Annotated in this window: 23 protein-coding genes and 1 pseudogene; 19 read left to right on the forward strand and 5 right to left on the reverse strand. The window is 56.7% G+C overall.

The window, feature by feature from the left end:
• The first annotated feature begins 67 nt into the window (after positions 1 to 67).
• From ASE07_RS13180 to ASE07_RS13210, 7 genes are all read left to right on the forward strand, one after another.
• Positions 68 to 769, forward strand: coding sequence for a pirin family protein (locus ASE07_RS13180; protein ID WP_057291296.1), 702 nt, complete (start codon positions 68 to 70; stop codon positions 767 to 769).
• Positions 770 to 964: 195 nt separating this feature from the next.
• Positions 965 to 2,266, forward strand: coding sequence for a class I SAM-dependent methyltransferase (locus tag ASE07_RS13185; RefSeq protein WP_156396602.1), 1,302 nt, complete (start codon positions 965 to 967; stop codon positions 2,264 to 2,266).
• A gap of 11 nt (positions 2,267 to 2,277) precedes the next feature.
• A complete protein-coding gene (locus ASE07_RS13190; protein ID WP_057291298.1) occupies positions 2,278 to 3,255 on the forward strand; it encodes an acyltransferase family protein in 978 nt (325 codons plus the stop codon).
• 326 nt (positions 3,256 to 3,581) lie between these two features.
• Positions 3,582 to 4,553, forward strand: coding sequence for a glycosyltransferase family 2 protein (locus ASE07_RS13195; protein ID WP_057291299.1), 972 nt, complete (start codon positions 3,582 to 3,584; stop codon positions 4,551 to 4,553).
• Positions 4,543 to 5,274, forward strand: coding sequence for a class I SAM-dependent methyltransferase (locus ASE07_RS13200; RefSeq protein WP_057291300.1), 732 nt, complete (start codon positions 4,543 to 4,545; stop codon positions 5,272 to 5,274). Before ASE07_RS13195 ends, ASE07_RS13200 begins: the two co-directional genes overlap by 11 nt.
• A gap of 13 nt (positions 5,275 to 5,287) precedes the next feature.
• On the forward strand, positions 5,288 to 5,662 hold the full coding sequence (locus ASE07_RS13205; protein ID WP_235548460.1) for a GtrA family protein: 375 nt from the start codon (positions 5,288 to 5,290) through the stop codon (positions 5,660 to 5,662).
• The gene (locus ASE07_RS13210; protein ID WP_057291302.1) at positions 5,659 to 7,362 is read left to right on the forward strand and encodes a DUF6311 domain-containing protein; all 1,704 of its coding nucleotides are present in this window, start codon (positions 5,659 to 5,661) and stop codon (positions 7,360 to 7,362) included. Before ASE07_RS13205 ends, ASE07_RS13210 begins: the two co-directional genes overlap by 4 nt.
• A 21-nt stretch (positions 7,363 to 7,383) precedes the next feature.
• Here ASE07_RS13210 and ASE07_RS13215 read toward each other — a convergent pair whose 3' ends face one another.
• Positions 7,384 to 8,139 (reverse strand): Crp/Fnr family transcriptional regulator, encoded by a 756-nt coding sequence (locus ASE07_RS13215; RefSeq protein ID WP_057291303.1) that lies wholly within the window; start codon positions 8,137 to 8,139, stop codon positions 7,384 to 7,386.
• Between the two features lie 464 nt (positions 8,140 to 8,603).
• On the opposite strand from ASE07_RS13215, the gene ASE07_RS13220 reads away from it, so the two are divergent.
• From ASE07_RS13220 to ASE07_RS13245, 7 genes and pseudogenes are all read left to right on the forward strand, one after another.
• Complete coding sequence (locus ASE07_RS13220; protein WP_162256882.1) at positions 8,604 to 9,998, forward strand: FecR family protein; 1,395 nt, start codon at positions 8,604 to 8,606, stop codon at positions 9,996 to 9,998.
• A gap of 45 nt (positions 9,999 to 10,043) precedes the next feature.
• Positions 10,044 to 11,930, forward strand: coding sequence for a CHASE2 domain-containing protein (locus ASE07_RS13225; protein WP_057291305.1), 1,887 nt, complete (start codon positions 10,044 to 10,046; stop codon positions 11,928 to 11,930).
• The gene (locus ASE07_RS13230) at positions 11,927 to 13,435 is read left to right on the forward strand and encodes a tetratricopeptide repeat protein (protein ID WP_057291306.1); all 1,509 of its coding nucleotides are present in this window, start codon (positions 11,927 to 11,929) and stop codon (positions 13,433 to 13,435) included. Before ASE07_RS13225 ends, ASE07_RS13230 begins: the two co-directional genes overlap by 4 nt.
• 780 nt (positions 13,436 to 14,215) lie before the next feature.
• Positions 14,216 to 14,368, forward strand: coding sequence for a hypothetical protein (locus tag ASE07_RS28810; protein ID WP_156396604.1), 153 nt, complete (start codon positions 14,216 to 14,218; stop codon positions 14,366 to 14,368).
• Between the two features lie 563 nt (positions 14,369 to 14,931).
• The gene (locus ASE07_RS13240) at positions 14,932 to 15,309 is read left to right on the forward strand and encodes a DUF4214 domain-containing protein (protein WP_082584129.1); all 378 of its coding nucleotides are present in this window, start codon (positions 14,932 to 14,934) and stop codon (positions 15,307 to 15,309) included.
• Between the two features lie 118 nt (positions 15,310 to 15,427).
• Positions 15,428 to 15,484 (forward strand): annotated as a pseudogene (locus ASE07_RS30680) (hypothetical protein); the annotation flags it as partial.
• Positions 15,485 to 17,599, forward strand: a complete 2,115-nt coding sequence (locus ASE07_RS13245) for a beta strand repeat-containing protein (RefSeq protein ID WP_057291309.1) — start codon at positions 15,485 to 15,487, stop codon at positions 17,597 to 17,599. It begins immediately after the preceding pseudogene.
• Positions 17,600 to 17,794: 195 nt separating this feature from the next.
• Here ASE07_RS13245 and ASE07_RS13250 read toward each other — a convergent pair whose 3' ends face one another.
• Positions 17,795 to 17,992, reverse strand: a complete 198-nt coding sequence (locus ASE07_RS13250) for a hypothetical protein (protein WP_057291310.1) — start codon at positions 17,990 to 17,992, stop codon at positions 17,795 to 17,797.
• A 754-nt stretch (positions 17,993 to 18,746) separates the two neighbouring features.
• Here ASE07_RS13250 and ASE07_RS13255 point away from each other — a divergent pair.
• From ASE07_RS13255 to ASE07_RS13265, 4 genes are all read left to right on the forward strand, one after another.
• Positions 18,747 to 19,286, forward strand: coding sequence for a hypothetical protein (locus ASE07_RS13255; protein ID WP_057291311.1), 540 nt, complete (start codon positions 18,747 to 18,749; stop codon positions 19,284 to 19,286).
• A 48-nt stretch (positions 19,287 to 19,334) separates the two neighbouring features.
• Positions 19,335 to 19,505, forward strand: coding sequence for a hypothetical protein (locus ASE07_RS28815; protein ID WP_156396608.1), 171 nt, complete (start codon positions 19,335 to 19,337; stop codon positions 19,503 to 19,505).
• 429 nt (positions 19,506 to 19,934) lie between these two features.
• Positions 19,935 to 20,372, forward strand: a complete 438-nt coding sequence (locus ASE07_RS13260) for a type II toxin-antitoxin system RelE/ParE family toxin (RefSeq protein WP_082584130.1) — start codon at positions 19,935 to 19,937, stop codon at positions 20,370 to 20,372.
• Complete coding sequence (locus tag ASE07_RS13265; RefSeq protein WP_057291312.1) at positions 20,359 to 20,691, forward strand: helix-turn-helix domain-containing protein; 333 nt, start codon at positions 20,359 to 20,361, stop codon at positions 20,689 to 20,691. Before ASE07_RS13260 ends, ASE07_RS13265 begins: the two co-directional genes overlap by 14 nt.
• 98 nt (positions 20,692 to 20,789) lie before the next feature.
• Here the strand turns inward: ASE07_RS13265 and ASE07_RS13270 are convergent, their stop codons facing one another.
• Together ASE07_RS13270 and ASE07_RS13275 are read right to left on the reverse strand one after the other, a co-directional pair.
• Positions 20,790 to 21,029: a hypothetical protein gene (locus tag ASE07_RS13270; protein WP_057291313.1), complete on the reverse strand. Its 240-nt coding sequence runs from the start codon at positions 21,027 to 21,029 to the stop codon at positions 20,790 to 20,792.
• 98 nt (positions 21,030 to 21,127) lie between these two features.
• Positions 21,128 to 21,613: a tetratricopeptide repeat protein gene (locus ASE07_RS13275; RefSeq protein WP_057291314.1), complete on the reverse strand. Its 486-nt coding sequence runs from the start codon at positions 21,611 to 21,613 to the stop codon at positions 21,128 to 21,130.
• Positions 21,614 to 21,827: 214 nt separating this feature from the next.
• Here ASE07_RS13275 and ASE07_RS30380 point away from each other — a divergent pair, with 214 nt between their 5' ends.
• A complete protein-coding gene (locus ASE07_RS30380) occupies positions 21,828 to 22,265 on the forward strand; it encodes a pilin (RefSeq protein WP_057291315.1) in 438 nt (145 codons plus the stop codon).
• A gap of 242 nt (positions 22,266 to 22,507) precedes the next feature.
• Here ASE07_RS30380 and ASE07_RS13285 read toward each other — a convergent pair whose 3' ends face one another.
• Positions 22,508 to 22,891 carry a helix-turn-helix domain-containing protein gene (locus tag ASE07_RS13285; RefSeq protein ID WP_235548461.1) on the reverse strand — a complete coding sequence of 128 codons (384 nt, stop codon included), beginning with the start codon at positions 22,889 to 22,891 and terminating at the stop codon, positions 22,508 to 22,510.
• Positions 22,892 to 23,005: the final 114 nt, after the last annotated feature.

A 23,005-nucleotide genomic window follows, 5' to 3' on the forward strand; every position in this document is an offset into this window, starting at 1 on the left:
CGCCCCCATTTATCAGTGATAGCTGGCGAACCGATTCCGGACGCCCATTTCAGGAAAGGATGGCAACATGATCGAGCTGCGTCGAAGTGAAGAAAGAGGTCACGCAAACCACGGATGGCTGGACTCGTATCACAGCTTTTCCTTTGCTGATTACTACGATCCGAAGCATATGGGGTTCGGTCCGCTGCGTGTCATCAATGAAGACCGTGTGGATGGCGGCGAAGGCTTCGGCGCCCACGGCCACCGCGATATGGAAATTATCAGCTATGTGCTGGACGGCGAACTTGCCCACAAGGACAACATGGGCAACGGCAGCGTGATCCGGCCGGGCGATGTGCAACGCATGAGCGCGGGGCGCGGCATCATGCACTCCGAGTTCAACCATGCCAGGGACAAACGCACCCACTTCCTGCAGATTTGGATCGAACCCAACCAGTTCGGCATTGAACCGGGCTATGAAGAAAAGCGTTTTGAGGAATCCGCCAAGCGCGGGCGTCTCTGCCTGATCGCCAGCCCGGACGGGGGGAAAGGTTCGGTAACTATTCATCAGGACGCGAAGGTGTTTGCCGGATTGTTCGACGGCGAAGAGCGCGCCGCCCTGGAAGTCGCCAGCGGTCGCCGCATCTATGTACACGTTGCACGCGGGAACATCAGCGTCAACGGCATCGCGCTGTCGGCCGGCGACGCGGCGAAAGCGGTGGATGAAACGCGGATCGAACTGACGCAGGGGAATGCGGCGGAAGTGATTGTTTTTGATCTGCCTGCGTAAGCTGTCCGGCTTGTAGCACCTTCCTCCTGCCAAGAGGGAAGGCGCTACAAGCGCGTTATCCATGCTCACCATACAACACCACTTTTGCTCCAATTCCTTGCTCCAATTTAACAGCTTGGCAAAGGACTTCCTTTATACTTGCAGGCCCTGATGCATGCGTGTTGTCCTTAAAACAAGGCTGCAGGCACATCGCCATTGTTCAAAGTTATGCAGGCTCCACAGCAACCAGATCAGTCAACCAGTCAGCCCCTGACACTCCGCCAGCGCCTTCGTTACCTGCCGTTCATCGGCCCGGTCCTTGGGTGGGCGTCGTCCATTCTTCGCATCAATCAACTCCAGGCAAAAACCAGGGACGAGCTCGACGAACTACGCCAGTTGCAGCAGGCCCATCTGCTCCATTTTACGGAGCGTGTCGATCGCTACGATAATCTCGGCATCGAAAACCGCTTCGCGGCACTGGAGCAGCAATTGGCATCGCAGCAGCAATTGCTCGATCAGCGCATGCAGCAACTGGAAGCGCTTGATATCGGTACACGCCTGACACGGCTGGAAGAAGCGCTAGCGGCAATCCCCGACACCATTTTGCCGGCCGTATTGCCAACAATCAATTCAAAAACAGCTGAACTTGACAACCGTATTGCATCATTAATACGTGAATTGCGCAGGGTCGAACACCAGTTCATCGCACAACCGGCCTCCCCACAGGCGGTCGGCCAGGCCAACGCGCCAAGTTCCTCCGCAGCCCCCACGCCGGTCACAGCATCCACGCCGGCCACTGCCTCCAGCTTCGACATGGAAAGCTTCTATGTCGCCTTCGAAGACAAGTTCCGCGGCACGCGCGACGATATCCAGGGCCGGCTGCAAGCGTATCTGCCTTACGTGAGCAAATTTGCAGGCCAGGCGGACGCCCGCGTGGTCGATATCGGCTGCGGCCGCGGCGAGTGGCTGGAACTGCTGAAGCAACACGACATCGCCGCCATCGGCGTCGATCTCAACAGCGCCATGGTGGATGTCTGCCGCAGCGTCGGCCTGCAGGCAGAATACGGCGATGCCGTCGAATGGCTGCGCCGGCAACCGGAGGGCAGCCTTGCCGCCGTGACCGGTTTCCATATCATCGAGCATCTGCCGTTTGAAACCATGGTTGCCATGTTCGACGCCGCCTTGCATGCCTTGCGTCCAGACGGACTGATCATCTTCGAGACCCCCAACCCGGAAAACGTGATTGTCGGCTCCTGCAATTTCTATTACGACCCGACACACCAGCACCCGCTGGTGCCGACCGTGATCGAATTCCTGGCACGCCAGCGCGGCTTTGCCCATGCCGAAATCCTGCGCATGCATCCATTTGCCGAAGACCAGCGCATCCATGAAGACACCGACCTCGCGCGACGTCTCAACCATTTGTTCTATGGTCCGCAGGATTTCACCCTCCTTGCCTGGAAAACCCACGAAGTGCAGGGTGACCCGGTGGCCGCTGTGCCAACTGAACACGGCTAAAAACCACCGCGATGCTTGGCACCTTTCGCCTGTTGCTGGCCATCCTGGTTGCGCTGAGCCATGTCGGTGTGACCGTGTCCGGGCTGAACCCGGGCGTGGTCGCTGTCGTCTGTTTTTACCTGATTTCCGGCTACGTGATGACCGGCTTGCTGCGCTCGCATTATGCGAGCGTGGCACGGGTTCCGGCGTTCTATCTTGACCGCGCCCTACGGCTGTTTCCGCAATACCTTGCCATCGCCGCGCTGACACTTGCCTGGTTTGTCATTGCCGGGCGCCATACCGCTTTCCTGCAGCATGCGCCGGAGTGGGGCGACCTGGTTAACAACCTGATCGTGGTGCCGCTGAACTACTTCATGTTCAATGGCAGTGATCGATTCACACTGGTGCCGCCCGCCTGGTCGCTTGGCGCGGAAATTCAGTTCTATCTGCTGATTCCATTTTTGCTGCTGTGGCGCCTGAGGCTGCCCGCATTCGCGATAGGCCTTGTTGTCTTCTGCATGGCGGCGTGGGGAGTGCTCAATACCGATACCTTCGGCTACCGGCTGTTGCCGGGCGTGCTCGTGTTCTTCCTGCTGGGCTCCGCGCTGTACGATGTTAGGGGGCAAAAGCGTGCGGCATGGCTGGTTTTCGGCGGCATTGCCGCCACCGCGCTTGGATGGTGGCTGCTGGCGGCGGCAGGACAGCTGCCGGCGACCTATAACCGCGAAACCCTGTTTGGCGTCGCGATTGGCCTGCCGGTACTCTATCTGCTGGGACGCCTGCCGCAGCACTGGCTCGACGACCGTCTCGGCGACCTGTCCTACGGCGTGTTTCTGAACCATTTCCTGATCCAGTGGCTGGGAATCGGGCAGCCGACCGAAGCCGGAGCGTTGCTCGTGTACCTGCTGATCAGCTTGCTGCTGGCGACGCTGACCCAGAGGCTGGTGGAGCAGCCGGTACTGCACCTGCGCAGGAAGCTGCGTACGGTGCGGCGTCCTGTTCCGGCTTAGCGTTTTCACACACAAGGGCACTTACATTTTGCAAAAGATCGCTGCCGTATCCGGCATGATGTGCGGCTGCCCAACCGCAAATCGCCCTGCATAATCGGGTAATATGAGCCGCCAAACCAGACCTTAAGTCTATATAGAGTTCGGTAAATGCATGACACATTCGACCCCCATCCCAGCCTTCCCCCTGCCCGGGGGAAGGAGCCGTGTTCCCTCCCCCGGGCAGGGGGAGGGTTAGGGTGGGGGTCGAATGTATCAATACGCTCTTCTGTCATTTATACAATGAATGCTCAGTAATCAATTAACCAGGCGATCAGTTACCTTCCACCATGACGACAAGCGACACCCGGCATACCCACACGACGCTGATTTCCATCGTCGCGCCGTTTTACAACGAAGCCGAAGGCATTGATTATTTTCGCGATGCGATCCTGGCGGTGGTGGAGGGTATCGCCGATGCCGCATTTGAAATCGTTTGCGTGGACGACGGCAGCAAGGATTCGACCCTGCAGCAACTGATCGCCCTGTCGACGTCCGACCCGCGCTTCCGTGTACTGGAGCTGACTCGCAATTTCGGCAAGGAGGCGGCGCTGACCGCCGGCATCGATTTCGCGCGCGGCGACGCGGTCATCCCGATCGACTCCGATCTGCAGGACCCGCCCGAGCTGATTCCCGTGCTGATCGAAGAATGGCGAAAGGGTGCCGAAGTGGTGCTGGCCCGCCGCGCCGACCGGGGTACCGATTCCTTCCTCAAGCGAAAATCGGCGGAAATGTTCTACAGCTTCCACAACCGCCTGTCGAGCGTGAAGATTCCGCAGAACGTCGGCGACTTCCGCCTGATGGACCGCGTGGCGGTCGATGCGCTCAAGAGCCTGCCGGAGCGGCAACGCTTCATGAAAGGCTTGTTTGCATGGATCGGGTACAAGACGGTGGTGGTCGACTACGTGCGCAAACCACGCGCCGCCGGCGAAACAAAATTCTCCGGCTGGAAGCTCTGGAATTTTGCGCTGGAAGGCATCACCAGCTTCAGCACCGCGCCGCTGCGGGTCTGGACCTATATCGGCGGACTCGGCGCTTTGCTGACGGTCACTTATGCAATCGCCATCATCCTGCGCACCCTGATCCACGGCGTGGATGTGCCCGGTTATGCCTCGCTGCTGGTCGCCGTCCTGTTCTTCGGCAGCCTGCAGCTCATCAGCGTCGGCCTGCTGGGCGAATACATCGGCCGCATTTATCTCGAAACCAAGCAGCGTCCGACTTACCTGATCCGTCGCGAATACGGAGCCGTGGATGAGTCCTGAAGCCTACCTGGAGATGGCCGCGACGGAAGAGCAGCACTGGTGGTTTGCCGCGCGCCGCACCATCCTGTCTTCACTGCTGGAACAGCTCCGTCTGCCCCCGCGTCCGGCGATTCTGGAACTGGGCTGCGGTACCGGCGGCAACCTCGACATGCTGTCGCGTTTCGGCGCGGTCAGCGCCATGGAAATGGACGATGTCGCGCGCGGCATTGCCCAATCCAGGCACCGTAGCCGTGCCGACATCCGCGCCGGCAGCTGCCCGGCCGACATCCCGTTCAACGGACAACAATTCGACCTGGTCTGCCTGTTCGACGTGCTCGAACATATCGACCAGGACCAACAGACTCTCGCCGCGATCCGTTCCTTGCTTGCACCGGCTGGCCATGCGGTCGTCACGGTACCGGCGTACCAGTGGCTATGGAGCCGGCACGATGAAGTCCTGCATCACAAACGCAGATACACCGCGTCCGAGCTCAAGGCCAAGGCATGGCAGGCAGGCTTCCGTGTTGAACGCATTTCCTATTTCAACACCTTGCTGTTTCCGCTCGCTGCCGCACTGCGGCTGAAGGAACGGCTATTGGGCGGCAACCCGGGCGGCACGGCGGTACCGCCAGCGCTTGTCAACAGCGTATTCCGCCTGGTCTTTGGTTCCGAGCGTCATCTACTACGCAGCGTCAACCTGCCATTCGGCGTGTCGCTGGTGGCGATACTGAGTCCCGCATAAGATGCGGCGAACCTTGCAAACACTCCGCTGGCAACAGGCCCAGCGGTTTTTGGTGTCCGGTGTGCTCGTCACCGGCCTGCATGTGCTGGTCGCCGCCTCGGTGATTCGCTTTCTCTGGCCCAATCCGATGTTTGCCAATGGATTTGCCTTTGTCACGGCAACGGTTGTGTCGTATGTGATCAACACGCGCTGGAGCTTTTCCAGCAGTTTTCAGTCACGCAGCTTCCTGCGATTCTGCGTCGTCTCAGTCATTGGCTGCGTGCTGGCGATGGGCGTATCCGGCGTAGCCGACGCCTATGGCTGGTCGTACTGGATCGGCATTGCAGGGGTGGTGATGGTGGTGCCGCCGATGACATTTTTGTTGCATAGCCTGTGGACCTACCGATGAAAACATTCCGCCCCGGAGTCGCCTTCGATGACATGCCTGTGTGGCACGGACGGCAGGGCGAATATGGACAGCATGGACAACAAAAGCGGCGCACCGACTTCCTTGACCTGACGATTGCCCTCCTGGTCGGGATCGCCGCCTTCCTGCTGACGACGGGCGGCAGGTTGCTGAGACCGCGCTACATCGACTGGCTATGGCAGCAGGATCCGTCGACCTTCTTCCTCGGCTGGCATTTCTTCCGCAACACGCCCTTGCTGCAATGGCCGCTGGGCGCCAATCCCGCTTACGGTACCGACATCGGCAGTTCGGTCGTGTTTTCGGATTCGATTCCCTTGCTCGCGCTGCTGTTCAAACCATTTTCCGCGATGCTGCCGGTGACCTTCCAGTACCTCGGCCTGTGGATCCTGCTGTGCTTCGTGCTGCAAGCGGTATTTGCCAGCCTGCTGCTGGCGCGATTCACCAATGACCGCTGGCTGCGCGCGCTGGGATGCGCATTCTTTGCCTGTGCCCCGATTTTTCTCTGGCGGCTCTACGGCCACTATGCGATGTGCGGCCAGTGGATACTGGTGGCCGGGCTCTGCCTGTACTTCTCGCCACGGCAACGGTATGGACGCTGGATGCTGTTGCTGGCGGCCGCCTCGCTGGTGCATGCCTACCTGCTGGTGCTTGCCGGCGCGATCTGGGCTGCCGATATCCTGCAGCGCATGCTGAAAAAAGAACTGGGGCTGATGCGTGCCGCGTTCTCCATGGCCAGCACTTTTGTCGTTGTGCTGCTGGTCATGTGGGCGGCCGGTTACTTCATGGTGGCGGGGGAGGGACTGAAAGGCAGCGCACCGATCCTCTACCGGATGAACCTGCTCTCGGTGTTCGACCCGGAAGAAATCTGGTCGCACCTGCTGCCCGACCTGCCGCAGACCGAAGGTGATTACGAAGGTTTTGCTTTCCCTGGTCTCGGCATGCTGTTGATGACACCGGTCGCGCTGTTCCTGTATCTGCGCAGACCACGGGGAAACACGGCATTGCGTACCGTCCTTCCGCTGCTCCTCGTCAGCATCGCGCTGGTCGTTTATGCCGCATCGAACCAGGTCGCGCTCGGTAATCGCGAATGGTTCGCCTATCCGCTGCCGCCAGTGCTGGAAAGCATCGCAGCGACCTTCCGCGCAACCGGCAGGATGGTCTGGCCGGCGGTCTACGTCTGGTATCTCGCCGTGCTGGTGATCGTCTTTACCCGTTTGTCGCGGCGCGGCGCGGTACTGCTGTGCACCGGTCTGCTATGCCTGCAACTCGCCGATTCGACCGAAGCATTCCGCTTCTTCAGGCACAAGTTCAGCCGGCCGCCGGCCCAGATGGTCGAACTGCAGTCGCCGTTATGGAAGCAGTTTGCGACGCGTTACCGGCATGTCGTGTTTGTCCTGCCTTCCAACGCGCCCAAGGGCTATGTGCCGCTCGCCTTCTATGCGGGAAACAATGGCATGACGATCAATATCGGTTATTTTGCCCGGATCAGCGAAGCGAAGCAGACACAAGCCCGCCGCCAGGTGGAAGCAGCGGTGCGCGCGGACAAGCTGGATCCGGCGACGCTGTATGTGTTCGAAAATGACGACTTGTGGCAGGTCGCGCTATCGCATGGCGACAGCACGGATTATGCGGGAACGCTGGATGGGTATCGCGTGTTTGCGCCGGGGTTCGCCCGGCGCTGAATGACTGAGTTGCTCGCCTGATCAGGCTGCGTTTTCGGTTTTTTCCGGCTTGCGGGCAGTCGCCGCCACCGCCGCTGCGGTTGCCGCCGGCATGTCATCCAGCCCGGCTACCGCTGCAGTCTTGAGCTGATCCGGCCGGTTCACGATAAATATCGTGCCTTTCTTCTCGACGATGTTCAACTTCATCAAGGTATGCAACGCGCGCGAGACGGTTTCGCGGCTGGTGTTCACCATGATCGCAATCTCATGCTGCTTCGGCAGGCCCTCGATGACCTGGCCTTCATTGGTATCCCGCACAAACTGCTGCAGCTGCGCAAACACGCGCTGGAAAGCGTTCGGAATACTCAGCAGGGTGCGCTGACGCGACGCCGACCGTACGATCTGGGCGAAATGTGTCAGGAAGCGTTCTGCGATCAACGGTCGGTTGAATATCAGCGCCTTTGCCTGGGCGGTCGGCAGAAATGCGACTTCGGAAGGTTTGACCGAAACGATGGATGCGGAGCGCGGCTCACCATCGATCACCGACAGCTCGCCAAAATAGGCCCCCGGAGAAATGAAGTGAATCCCGATTTCACGTCCGTCTTCGGTCACGTCCACCACTTGCAGCTGTCCGGCAAGCAGAAAGCACAAATGATCTGCGGCGTCGCCCTTGCGCAGGACGATGTCATGGCTCAGATAGCTGCGGCTGGACATGAGCTTTGCAACCGTGACTAGCGTGTCCTGGTCGAGGCCCTTGAATAGCGGAATGTTGGCAGCGGTTTCTAATGCGATTGGCATGTAGCTTCAATAATTAACAGCTTTCGGGCTTGGAATGCTGTCAGTTAAACAGCTCGTTGGCCAAAAAGCGTAAATATGCAATAACTTCAATTAGTTAATCGCTTGGTCAGGGCTAATTATTGCTCAAGACCATGCATTTCGCGTAGGAATTTTTTTGGAATATTTGGGGAACAATCTGCCAGACTAAATACTTTAGATTGAAACGCTGTGACGCATGCTGGCAAGAATATAAACAATGCTGACCCCCAAGCTGTCCAGCCGCGTTTACAGAAACCAACAGTAGATAAAGACGCGCCATTAAAAACTTGGCAAAACAATAAAATTCTGCGCATTCCGCGACGTTAAGGCCTGTTGCGCCTTTTAAAATGTGCGCCGGAAACCAGAAACATAGCCCTCCGGCAAGCTTAGCTGCTATACTTTTTCCCAAAGTAGGGATAAATCCACTCTGCAAAGCGAGAGAGATAATGCAACCGGTAGTTTCGACTGGCTGGAAGAAATGGGCGACACTGGTCTGTATGACGGTAAGCTCGGCGTGCGCGTTTGCGGCCGATATGGCCGGTTCAGTCTCGTTCGTGATCGGTGATGCCAATGTCATCGGTGAAGACGGCAAACCCCATGCGGTAGCCCGTGGCAAAAACATCAACGCCGGACAGATCCTGGAAACCGGCGCGACCGGCCATATCCACCTGCGCATGGTTGATGGTGCTTTTGTCAGCATTCGCCCGCAATCGCGCCTGCGCATCGAGGACTATCACTACGATTCCGCCAACGCGGAAAACAACCGCATCAAGTTCGTGCTGGAAAAGGGCGTCGCCCGCAGCATTACCGGCCGCGCCGGCGAAGCCTCCAAACAAAACTACCGCCTCAACACACCACTGGCAGCCATCGGCATCCGTGGCACCGACTTCGTGGTGCAGGCAACCGCCGATATCACCCGCGTCACTGTGCAGAGCGGTGCTGTGGTGATGTCGCCACTGGCAGCCGATTGTCTGGCCAGCGCGCTCGGCCCCTGCAAATCCGCATCGAGCCGCGTGCTGACAGCCGCCATGCGCGACGCCTATCTTGAGCTGCGCAATCGTAATGAAGCGCCGTTGCTGGTCCCGGCTGAGAAGGCGCTTGAGTCGCCCAATGTCATCGCCCCGCCGCGTCCGGAAGAGCCACGCGCAACAGCCGACAAGCAAACCAAGGCCGGCGCAAACATGGATTCGCGTGAAGCAATCCGCGAAGTCGCTGCGGACACCATCAAGAATCGCGTCGATGCGGATGCCGCAATACCGGCAGCATCGCCTAACACCAATAACAACAATAACAACAACAACCCGACCACGCCAGCCGTGGAACCGCCACCACCTGTTGCAATTGCGCCAGCAAAGTTCTGGTGGGGCAGGTGGAAGCCGTTCGTTGAGCCCGGAAAAGAAAGTGCAGGCTTTGACGCAGCAAACCTGCCGGGTCGTGAATCAGTCTTCGGCAATTCGGTCTTCAGCTTGTTCCGCGAGTCGGGAACGGTTGTGGTTCCTAACAGCGGCGTTGGAAAATTCCAGCTTGCCGATTCCGAGGCCTACATGATGACGGATCGTAAGCTCACTGCAGCGCAGATTACCTCGCCTAGCCTGACGATCGACTTTGGCAACCGCCGTTTTGATACGTCGCTGACAATCAACAGCGCCGACAGTGCGCCTGTCCTTGTCCAGTCGTCAGGGACGGTGACGCACCAGGGCTTGCTTCTGGGTGGAACAAATACACCCAACACCAAGCTCAATGGCCTGCTGTCGAGTGGCGGAGATCAGGCTGCCTATGTCTTTGAGCGTGGCCTGTCCGGTAGTCAGAGTGTCCTTGGCGTAACGCGCTGGACCCGCTGATACTGGATACCCGCCGCTCGGACCTTATACCTCAGACATCGGTAGATGCTTCGTTTCTGTTTGCTCGGGGTTGCGCTGTGCGCAGCCCTGATCGCACCCTCCGCACTTCCCGGACTGTTCACTCCTGTTGATCATGCCCTGAACGACTGGCGCGTACGCTTTTCGGTCCGGCCGCATGTCGAGTCCCGCATCGTCATCGTCGACGTCGACGAGCATAGCCTGGCGGAGCAGGGCGCATGGCCGTGGCCGCGCGAGACCCTTGCCCGCCTCATGCAAACCCTGATCGACGATTACCAGGTCGCCGGCATCGCCGTCGACATGGTCTTTCCGGAAAAGCGTCCCAATGACCGCGTCCTGGCCGATCAGCTGCAGCGCCCCGAAGTCACCGGCGCGGTCGTCTTCGACCTTGAGCAGCGCAACCTCGCCGCCCTCAAGTTTGTGCTGCCGCCCGCCATGCCGGTCAGGATGGAAGAGGGCGCGCCCCAAGTCCCCGGCGTCCCCGTAGTCACCAACCATGCCAGCCTGATGCCTACGCGCGTCGGTCATATCACGCCGATCTTCGACAGCGACGGCGCCGTACGCCGCCTGCCGCCCCTGGTCTGCGGCGTAGGCAGCGACTGTCGGCCCAGCCTAGCGCTCGCCGCGTATGCAAGCATGGTCGACAAGCCGCAACTCAACCTGCATCGCGGCCGGGGATGGTTGTCCGCACCATGGGAACTGTCCCTTGAAACCGATGACGGCGCGGCGATGGTCACCTTGCCGCTGAATGAGGATGGTTCGCTCGTCGTACCCTACCGGCATTCGCGCCAGGACTGGACATCCGTCTCCGCTGTCGATGTCCTCAACCGCAAACCCGACCCCGCGGTGCTCAAGGGCGTCATCGTGCTGCTCGGCGGCACCGCACTCGGCTTGTCGGACGTGATTGCCACGCCGCTGGGTCCGGTCGCGGCCGGTCTCGAACCGCACGTCGAAATCCTGTCCGCCTTGCTCGACAATGATTTTCCGGTGCTACCGAAGTCGGGCACACTGATCGCGGGACTGTTGCTGCTGCCATTTGCGCTGCTGCTTGGCTGGCTGGTACGACATTACGACAAGCCGCTGCAGCGCGCAGCCGTCTTTCCGACCTGGCTGTTTGGCACATGGGTCGGCTCCGCACTGATCGCGCTGGCCGCGCTGCACTATGCCGGCATCCTGCTTCCCTTGTCGCCGCTCCTGGTCTTTCCGCCGCTTGCGGTGCTGCTCATCCTGTCGACCGAGCTCTATCGCACCGGACGCGACCGGGCCGGCGTATTTGCCTTGCTGTCCGCCTATCTGCCGCGCTCGGTGGCCGACCGCCTCAGCGCCTACGGCCAGGTCCATACCACCGTCGATGCGTCACGACGTGAAATCACCGTGCTGTTTGCCGACATCCACGGCTTTGCGGGCCTGAGCGAAAGCACCTCGCCGGAAATCGTCGCCCGCCTGATGCAGCGAGTCTTTACCGAGATGGCCGAAGCCGTCGTCAATCATCACGGCACCATCGACAAATTTATCGGCGACGCCATCATGGCATTCTGGAACGCACCCGACGACGATCCGCTGCATGCCAGCCGCGCACTCGCCGCCGCAGTCGATATCCAGAAGCGCATGGACGCACTGACACCGTTTTGCGAAGAGCTCGGCCTGTTGCCGATCAAGGTCGGCATCGGCCTGGAAACCGGTTCGGCGCTGGTCGGCAATTTTGGTTCCGCGCATCGCCGCACCTTTACCGCGCTGGGCGAGCCGGTCATCCTGGCCAGTCGCCTCGAAGGACTGACCAGCATGTACAAGGAGCAGATCCTGATCGGTCAAACCTGCGCCAGTGCGCTCGGCCTGCAGGATGTGCGCGTTTTGGGTACAGTCCAGATCCGTGGACGCATCCAGCCGGTGACGATTTACTGTACCAATTCATGAAACGACACTTTTCGGGAGACCGCTGGCAGAAGGCATGCGCAACCGCATTGACGGCGGCCCGCGTACCCGCATGGGTAACGGCGATGGCGACAGTGTTCGCCGCACTGCCGCTACTTGCCGCCGTGCCGCTGGACGCGCACGCACAGCCCCAGGTGCAGCCCTCTGCGCCGGGCGAGACACAGAAGCCTGCCATGCCGGCCTCCACATCCGTGCATGGCATCACGCCGGATGATCTGGCCGCGTTTCCCGAAGTCCGCAGCCATATAGAAAACGGCAACCTGGCTGCCGCGCTCAAAGCATTGCAGGGTATGGAACGCGCGCATGGTGACGATCCCAACTACTTCAACCTGGTTGGCATCATTTCGCTCAAGCTCGCCGATTACGCAACTGCGGTCACCGCCTTCGAGCGTGTGGTACTGATGCAGCCGGAGAATGCCGGTGCCTGGCTGGACCTGGCGATATCGTCCGCGGAAGCCGGCAGCCTGACCAGCGCCAACGGCTATTTTGATTACGTCGAAAGCCAGTTCAGCCCGCCGCCGGTCGTCAACATGGTCATCGCCCGCTACCGTGCGCGCATGGCGGCACGCTCCAATGTGTCGCTGTGGCAGTTCAGCATGGATGCCATGGTCGGCGTCGACACCAACGCCAATAGCGGCCTGCAAAATACCGAAATCCCGGTCACCATCCGTGGCGAACGTCAGGAGCTGCTACGCCAGGTCCTGCCGCTTGACCCCACCTTCGAGGCCCGCAGCGACCGCTATGTACAGGCTGGCGTAGGCGCACGCTATCGCGAGCCCTTGGGTGACAACCTGCTCGATGTATCGATGGGATTGCGCACGCGCGATTACGTGCATGAAAGCAGCTTCTCGACCGTCAGCGCCAATCTCAGCGCCGGCCTGTATCGGCCCACACGTCTTGGCGATGCCAGTGTGCTGATGCACTTCGAGCACCTGTGGCTGGGCGGTTCGCCGTTGCTGCGCAACGTGCGCGCCGTCGCACAGATAGAACACCCGGTAGAAAGCTGCCGTATCGGCTTCAGCGCCGAGAACGAATGGCGACGCTATACCGAACTCACAAACTTCGACGCCAACATTCTGTGGGGACAGGCAGGGGTTGCCTGCGACTGGAAACTGGCCGACATCCCGGTCCAGACCATCGTCCTTGGACGCACCGGCCATGACCACCCGACCGGCGACCGTGCCGGGGGCGTCACCCGCCACAATGAACTGATTGCCCAGGTCGCCATGCCGATCGCCTGGGGTGCCCGTGCAGAATTCAGCACCACCTTCGCCAAAGCGGTCGACAGTGAAGGTTATAGCCCGGTACTCGAAGACAATGCCGCGCGCCGCCTCGATCGCCGCAATATGCGGCTGACCGTCACCGTACCGTTAAACACGGCATCGGATGTCCTCTTCCTCGCCGAAGACAACCGCTTCAAGTCCAATCTGGCCTTATTCAGGCAAAGCGGCAAAAGCCTCAGTGTTGGGTTCCGCTACAGGTTCTGACACGGGGGCATAGCGCTCCTTCATATTGCACGACGATGGTCGGACATCTGCGTCCGGCCAAACTTCACTTTGCATATTGCATCTCTTACCGCGATCAGGCGGTATCAAGCCGTAAACCTGCATTGTTAAGAAACCGGAGGGCGAGGCAGCCGGTCCGAATCACATGGAACCATTTTGAACGTGGTGCCACCCATGCTCAAGAGGAGCTTCATAAGAACTCGGTAGGACGAGTATCCGGCCCTTTCGCAAGCAGGCTTGGGGATAGAAAGGCCGGCCCGACACATGCGTAACGTCATTGTTCGCACTGTGCCTGCCGAGCAGGAGCAATCAGTTCAACAGGAATAGACAGGCCATGAAAATCAATCTGACCAACAACCCCAGCTGGAATCAGATTCCTGCATCCGATACGCGCAAAAGTGAACCCCATACGGAAAGAACGTTGGAGGTCCATGTGACAAACCGCGCATCAAGAAGCAGGATGATGTCTGCCCCCGGGGCCAAGGCACTCGCCCGCAGGCTGATGGAGCGTTGCAAGGAAGTCGTAAGCAACAAGCCCTCAACGAAACTGACAGTCTCTACGATTAGCCTGAAGCCGGGCGAAACGCTCAATCTGCGGGGCGTGTCCATCAGCTATTTGCCTTACGACCATTCATATGTATCAAGTTACCGGAACTGTCCGAACTGCTACGGCTGTTCGCCTGCCTACGCGCACGGGGCGTTCACTTTCCCTAGTCCGCTAGCGAGCTTGCTGGGGGGATGGCGCACCGGAGGATACGCGGCATGGCAGCCGGCATGTCCTCCAGTATGGCCGGTATTGCGGCCGGCATGGCAGCCAATGTGGCCGATATGGTAACCGGCGCGCGACCGGTCAGCGAAACGCAGGTCTTTGAATGTTGCCGGGAGCTGCGCCCCGCATCAAACCCATCGCTGTAAAACAGAACTGTCAGATCTCAAGAAGGCAACCAGCGTCCCAGCCAACCTCGCCAGAAAATTCTCCTCCTGGCAATCGCCCGTAACAGTGCGTGGTATCCCGGCACCGCTGCATCGGTTCAAGCAAAAAGCAATAGCCGTCAGATATTCTCTACCCCATCGTCGTCCAGCCTCCTGGTGACTGAAACACGTCCATGCAAAAAACAGATACCTTCTAGTGCGCATGCACCACGCCAACACTCCCCTATAGACAGACAAGTAATTAATAAACATCTAAAGCTGGCAATGTCAGCATATACACCACGAAAAAATGCCATCCTGACAAGCAAACCCATTGCAAAAATGCATGATTGTTGGACGATGGCAACGATTTCATCGTAGAATCGCGAGCAGTCCGAGAACGCTGCGGATTGAGCGTGTTGTTTTTGAGAGAAAGAAATGTAGGTGTGATGACCATCACATTGAAACTTGTCTAGCCTCAATACTATACGCACAGCAACTGGCTCAACACAAAAAAAGCCGGCTTCGCTGGGATTCTTAATTTTTCCTTTTTGGGAGTTTTACAAATGGCAATTACCACTCAAATGCGTACTGATGTTGCAAACCTGTACGTTTCCCTGTTCGGCCGCGCTCCTGAGCGTGACGGTCTGGGCTACTGGGTCAACCAGATGGACGCAGGCAAGACAATCGCTGAAGTCGCTCAAGAGATGTACAACACTGAGCCGGCACGCGCTACCTACCCGACCTACCTGACCAACGAAGAAATCGTTGGCAAGTTCTACAGCAACGTCCTCGGCCGTACCGCTGACGCAGAAGGCCTGGCTTTCTGGACAGCCAAGCTGAACGAAGGCGCATCCAAGGGTGCCCTGATCGCCCGTTGCTGCGCTGGCTTCCAAGGCTCTGCTGGCAAACAAGGTTGCCGTTGGCCTGTACTACGCTGTTGACCTCGGCGGCAATGACGTTGCCAAGGCATCGGTTGCACTGAACGGTGTTACTTCTGATGCAGCTTCTGTTGAAACAGCTAAGGCTGCTATTGCTGGTGCTGCTGGCCAGACTTTCGGTCTGACAGCTGGTGCTGACACTGTTGTTGGTACTGCTGGTAACGACACAATCAATGCCATGACAGTCAAGGCTGACGGTACTGCAGCCGATACAATTAGCGCATTTGATTCTATCGATGGCGGCGCAGGTAACGACGCATTGAATGTCTACAGCGATGGTACCAACAACCTGGCTCTGCCAGCTTCTGCAACAGTGAAAAATGTTGAAACAATCAACATCTTTAACAGCACTGCAGCATTCAACACCGGTACAGCAAATACCCTCGACGCATCTAAATTCGTCGGCGCAACAACAATCAACCAAAGCGGTCTTGCTGCTAACGTAACTAAGTTGGGCGAAACTACAACTGCTGGTTTCAAATCTATTGCAACCGGTGCTTTGAGCGTAACAGCAGCAAATGCAGCTACTAGCGCCACAGTGGCACTCACCAGCGTTGGCGAAGCTGCATCGCTGACAGTTCAGGCTGATGCTGCTGCTACTACTAGCGCGCTGACTAGCGTAACTGTATCTGGCACTCGCACTGATACTGATGCAAACGGCAAGCTTGCTGATTTGGCATTGACTGTTGTGGTCGGTAAGGATGTTCAAACTTTGAAGCTGAACACCGCTACTAATGTTGATTTGACTGCCAGCAAGATCGCTGGTGCAAAAGACATTACCGTTATTGATGCTAGCGCAAGCACTGGTGCAGTCAAATTTGCTCCTGCTGGCGGCAATACAACGCTTAAGACTCTGCTGACTGGTGCTGGTAACGATACAGTAACTATCAGCACTACTACCAGCAATACTGCTGGCGCAGAAATTAATGCGCTCGTCGGTGCTGGTGCAGGCGATGACAAAATTACTGTCAGCACGACTGGCACAGGCAAGACTGAAATCAATGCTGATGACGGTAACGACACAGTTACACTGACAACCGCTCTGACAACTAGCACCCGTATCAATGGCGGTGCTGGCACAGACAAACTGGTTCTGTCTGGTGGTGGTACATTGGTTGCTGGCGATTATGCATTGATTGGCGCGACAGTTAGCAACGTCGAAAAGCTGGCTTTCGGTGCAGCTGCAGTTGCCGATGCAAGCAAGCTGGCTCAGTTCAGCGAAATCGGCTTCTTCACTACTGGTACTAACACAGTGACCGAAGTCGCAGCGGCTCAAACCGTTGTTGCTCTGGGCGACTTGACTGCAACAGCAGCAGGTTATGTTGCAGCTAAGGCAGAAGTTCCTTATCAGCCCGCCGGTGCTGACCCTGTTGCCAATCCAGAAGTGGCATATAAGCCAGCCGTTCCTGCAACCTACGCTGGCACAGTTAATGTAACTGCACAGGCTGCTGCAACTCCTGCTGCTCAGTCCATCGTTGTTAATGCCGAAACAGCTAACGTTAAGGTTGTCGCTGCATCAGGCGTAGTAGGCGCGGCTGCAGCTAGCCAAGCAACTACCAACATCGCCACCATTACTGGTGACGTGAAGACACTGAGCGTCGTGACCGCCAACGGTGTAGACCAGGCAGACTTGACCACAGCTGCTGCCAAGGCTGATACTCTGTCGGTAGCTAAGCTTACAGTCGATGCTACTCACCTGGCTTCGCTGACTACTCTGACTCTGTCTGGCAACGGCTCCGTCACTCTGGACGATAGCGCTGCTGCAGCTGGTGCGATCAAGCTGGCTACCATCGACGCTTCGGCACTGGGTGGCACATTGGCCTACGGTGCAAATGCTGGCGACATTACCGGTGGCCTGACTTTCGCTGGCAACGCTAACATTGCTGAAACAATCAAGCTGGGCGCTGGCCACGACGTGATCACTGTGAACTCCACCTACGGCAAGATGGACACAGTCAGCGGCTTTGACGCAGTTAAGGAAACTAACACTGCCAAGTCGACTACTGATACGCTGGTATTTGGCACACTGAACACCTCGACTGCAGGTGCAACTGGCCTGGCAACAAAGGTCACACTGTCAACTAACGCAACAAGCCTCGAACTGGCGTTTGTTGAAGCTGCTGCAGCGTCCCACGCTGGTACTGATGCAATCGTAACGTTCCAGTTCGGCGGCAATACTTATCTGTTCAAAGATGGTGCAGACGCTGGTAATCTGGATGCTTCTGATGCAGCGGTTACGATCGTTGGTCTGGTTGACTTCACTAAAGACTTCGACGCTTACGTAGTAGTCTAAGGTGTTGAGTTAGCAATACAATGGATGGCAGGAGTATCGCCATCCGTCTGAAGGCCAAGGCCACAAACCTTGGCCTTTTATATGTAAACAGTCATACAAAAATTGCAGCAATGCAGAGGGTGCAGGCGCCACCTGCACCTGAAACCTTCCCAAAAAGGTATTTACAGCCGGAGAGCGAAAGCCCTCCGGCTTTTTTTACGTTGAGGGCAGGGTGAGGTCGTCGGCGATCAAGCGGCCAGCACGCTCGGCATGGTCATCGGTCAGCTCGATCCCGGACAGGGCAAAACATGCTTTGGTCTGAATCCAATGCTCGTTGGCTTCGGCAATGGCGATGTACTTGCGCCGCTCCCGAGCAGCGTCGAGTGCAAATACGTTTGCGGTCCGAGTTTCCATTAGTTTCCGATTGTTTCCACTTCTTTCCATTAGTTTCCATTTCTGAGACGGCCAAGTTTCCATTTCTTTCCAATAGTTTCCGTTTATTTCCATTCTGAGTTGCCAAAAGTTGCCCTTTATTGCCAAAGGTTGCCAAGAGTTGCCATTTATTGCCTCGCGAGTTGCCGAAAGTTGCCTTTAGTTGCCAAAAGTTGCCTGCCAAGGTGACTGCGAAACTGTGCGAAACACTGCGAATGTGTGCGAAAGTCCGCGAAACTGGGTGTGCAGGTCTGCGAAACTCTGCGAATGTCCGCGAAACTGTGCGAAACCAGGCCTGAGAAAGTGTGAGAAACACTGAGAATGTCTGAGAAGGTGTGAGAATCCGTGAGAAGTAGTGAGAAAGTCTGAGAAATCGGCTACTGCAAAACCCTGCAAAACATTGCAAATGTCTGAGCAACTCTGCAAACCTGTGAAAATCTCTGCAATTCTGTGAAATAGTTCATTGAATCAATAGGTAGCGAAGACCCACACCCCTTCAAACCCAGTATTGGATACGCTCTTCAGAAACGTTAGCTGGTCCTCCCAGGCAGTCGATCTGAATGCCATTCTTGCCGATTTCCCTGCGTCCTAGCCCTACACACCATACGCACCTTAAAAGGTGGCCGCAAACCCGCATGGCGCCTAGGTTTGCCTGTATAACAATTTACCTCTGGTAAGACTGATACTTCTAAGTACATAATTTAGAACAATATTTACCAAAGAAAAGGTATACCGCATGAAGAAGGTGAATCTGTCGTTCAAGGTGGATATCGATGACAAGGCGGCGATCCTTTGGCGCATGCAGAAATCAGGGGCAAAGGACCTGAGCGACTATTTACGCAAGGCCTGCCTGAACGGTGGCTATGACATTGATTCAAGGCTTGGGCGCATGCAGCGGGAAATAGACATGGTGCTGGGCGCCTTGGAGCAGCAGCAAAAGCTGCTTCAGCAGGTCCTGAACATGAAAGCTGATGATGTTGAGTTGAAGTTGCTGGCTGGTGTGTACAAGATGCTCCATATGTCAGCCGGCGCTGATGTACGCATGGTCATGGCTCAGGACCTTGACTATGCAGCGATAGACGCCTTCTTGAATGGTGGAGAAAAGTCTGATGCCGCTCCAATCGAAAGCATCAAGGAAGGCAAAAGCGTGGAAGTCGAACCGGAGCAGGTTGCAGAACCCAAGGTTGCGCCAGCTCCCAAAGATGCGGCTTCGGAGGTAAGAAAAGCGTCTAGCCTGCTGAATGCTTACCTGCGTGGCAGAGGAAAACCTGTCTAAGCAGCAGGGTGAAGTAAGTTAAAACAAAGTAATAACAATGGAACTACGATGCCAAACCATAAACGCTACAAGCTAGACGAGCTGCTGACGAAATGTGACCCCTCACATCCGCCGAGCGCTGAAGATCAAGCCTGGTCAGATATGGCACCCGTGGGTGCTGAATATGGTGCTGATGATTCGGACAGTGCTGCAGATGCGCCGGAGAAACCAAACACCTAAGTGCCGGAATGTGATGACGGGAGCGGAATGTGGTTACGGAGGGGCGGAATGCTAGTACGGAAAGTAGGGCAGCATCCTCGATAGCCGGTAAACTGTCCTCGATCTCCGGTCGGATCACGGCATGGCATTTCATTGACCATCCGCGATAGACGATGACCAATCAAGGCACTCAATTGCGCCAAAAAAAGAAATAATTGATTGGAAAATAGCAGAGGAGGCGAGGGTTATTGCGGAAATTTGAAGTAATGAGTCGGGTCTGCACCACGCCATCTGCTGCGGTTCTGACCCAAAACATCCGCGATCGCCACTCGCTCCCGTCATGGCATTCCGCCTCCGTACTAGCATTCCGCCCCCATCCGCGATAGACAATGCGCGCACGGAACCCTTGTCCCTGATTGTGTTCTATAGCACTGAGTGCTACAGTTTGGCATGCCAAAAGCCCTCAAGATTCCTGCTGCCAAACGCACTGCCGCTGCCAAAAAGGCGGCGACCAAAGTCCCTGCCTCGAAAGCGCGGGTGTTCAAGACGAAGTGGTTTGCCAAGGCCGCCAAAACTCAACTCATCACCGATGCCGAGCTCTGTGCGGCGATCAAGGCGGTGATGGAGGGCAAGGCTGATGACTTGGGTGGTGGTGTCTGGAAGAAGCGGCTCAATGACAACATGCACCGCTCGATCATTGTGGCGAAGGGTGGCAAGTACTGGATTTACGCGTACCTGTTTGCCAAGGCGGACCGGGAAAACATTGACGACGATGAGCTGGCCGGCTTCAAGAAGCTGGCCAAGGACTATGCAAAGGCAACGGAGGCCGGCATCGCTGCGGCTGTTACCTTGAAAGAATTAGTGGAGATCTGCCATGACTGCAAATAACTTCAAAACCAAACCCAAAAGTGATGCGTTCGAGGCCATCCATAGTGCCGCGACGGGCTTGCACCGTGCCGGCGTGATCGACCAGAAAACCATGCGCGAGTTTGATGAAGCGTGCCTGACCAAAGTGCCGGTATATGCCGGCAAGGATGTCAAACGCATCCGCCGGAAGGTCCATGTCAGCCAGGCAGTGTTTGCCGCTTACATGAATACCAGTGTATCGACGGTGCAGAAATGGGAGGCGGGCGGCAAAGCGCCGAGCGGGCCAGCTGCGAAGCTGCTTAACATCGTTGAAAAGCATGGGCTGGACATGCTGGCCTGAACCTTGAACTGCTAGATTAAAGGCCGCTATGCGGCCTTTTTTATTGTTGGGTGGGATATTGGGACCACGGCATAGCATCCCACACCACAAAGCCACGGCTATACAGCGCCGGCCTTCTGGCGCAAAGCGGCAAGTTCGGCCGCCACAGCTTGAGTGAAATCCTCCCGCGACGGCGCATTCTCCATACCGGAAAACATCCCATCGAGTTCCAGTGATCTGGTGTCCATGGTCGCTACGGCATAGGCCAGGAAGCTGTCGTAGCCGGCAGGGGGAGTGATGCCATGATTGGCCCACAGGACAAATGGCGCGGGATTTACTGGGTTCTTAGGATTGGTCACAGCAAGGCTCCTTGCAGGTGGTCTGTCTAGGGTTCTTATTTTAAAAAAGAAAAACCGCCCCCAAACCCAGCTGCGTGGAGTTTCAAGGACGGTCTGTATTAGCTGTTTGCTCTGTAGGTACCGGTGAAGCTGTCCTTCATGGCTTTGAGCTGGCTTTGCGAGATCACATGGCCATGGGCGGAAGCCTTGGCCAGCCACATGATGCCCAGGTCCTCGTTCCTGGTCACGCCGTTCCCATCTATATAGCAGCGTCCCAGCCAATGCATCGCATCCGCATAGTCTTGTTTGGCAGACAACTCTAGCCAGTAAATGGCACTCTCCGGTTTGCCATTGGAGAGAAAGAGCAGGGCCAGATCGTTCTGTGCCTTGGCGTCTCCGCCATCTGCCTGTTCGATGAGCTCGAAATCGCCTTCTTCAACCGGAATGCAAATTTGCGGCTTGATGGCGTCAAAGGGGATCATGGTCCGGTTGGAGCCACCTTCATCTACTGCCCGGGGCAGCGAACCATCGGCAAGTCGGCGACGCAAAGTGCGTTCGCTTTGGTCAGTGAGCGTAGTGACGGAGGCAAGGCTGATCGATTTCATGGAATCTCTTCTGCAGGATTGGCAGGGCTATTTATCGTGCCAGTCAAAATGGCAGGGGTTTTAAACAGGCAATTATAGAAATGGCCGAGTTTGCAGACCGGCATTTCCGGAAAAGCATGATGTTTAGCGTGAATTCTTGCTGGCACACAGGCTGCTATATAGGAATCAGCGCGGTGCAAACCGTCACGTTGAATAAACCCTAGGGAGCATACTCATGAAAACACCACAATTCAAACAGTTCAAACAACAAGCACAAAAGGGTTTTACCCTGATCGAATTGATGATCGTTGTAGCGATCATCGGTATCCTGGCTGCAGTCGCACTGCCAGCTTACCAAGACTACACCGCACGCGCTAAGGCATCTGAACTGATGTTGGCTGCAAGCAGCGCCCGTACCTGCGTTACCGAAACTGTACAGACAAAAGGCGCAACTGGCCTTGACAGCTGTGGTACCGGCTTCGTTGCCACACAATATGCTACAGCCATGGCGGTCGGCGCTACCGACGGTATTATTACCGTTGACGGCACTGTAGCTGGTACTGCGGTTCAAGTCGTGATGACCCCGACTATTGATGCAACCACGAACACGATCTCGACATGGACCTGCGTAGGTACACCAGCGAAATGGATGCCGGGTTCCTGCAAAGCATAATTAGTAGTTGAGTTAGAAAAAACGCCCCAGTAATGGGGCGTTTTTATTTGGTGCTTCCATTTAAAGCAGACTAGACGTCTTTGATGATTTATTAAGGGCGTTGGTAGTCCACGCCATTCTTCGCCACGGCATGGCATGGCATTCCACTTCTGGAATAGCTTCTATTTTTAAAAGAAAAACCGCCCCCAAACCCCAGCTGCGTGGAGTTTCAAGGACGGTCTGTATTAGCTGCTAAGAGAGGGCTATTGCGCCGACTGCGCCAGCACGGTATCAAGCATTTGCGTCACGAACCGTTGCTGCGTCTTTGGAAGCTGACTAACCGCTTCAAACTGCTGTTCCAATCGGGATGCTGGCCCACGTTTCCCTCTAGTTTGGATCTTCTCTCCGAATAGCTCTTCCAGAGATACATCCAAAACCCGTGCTACTGCTGGTAGTGAAGAAACCGGCATTCTTCGACGACCTACCTCATAAGCTTGAACTGATTGCTGTGATACTCCCAGTGCTTCGGCAAGTTGAGCCTGCGTCAGATTGCGAGCCTTGCGCAACGCTGTTATGCGCTCTCCCAAGGAAATAAAGAATTCGCGGTCTTCCGTGCTAGTCATGTCGGCTGCTGAAATGTCTTCCATGTAAACAGCCATAACGATAACCCCTGTTTTTAAAATTCCAGTTGAGTATACTACTACTAGTAGTATACTCAGTCCGAGTTATTTTTATCCAAACCCCCTTGACAGGTTTTTTAC

It is taken from the genome of Noviherbaspirillum sp. Root189, assembly GCF_001428545.1.
Classification (GTDB): Bacteria; Pseudomonadota; Gammaproteobacteria; order Burkholderiales; family Burkholderiaceae_D; genus Noviherbaspirillum.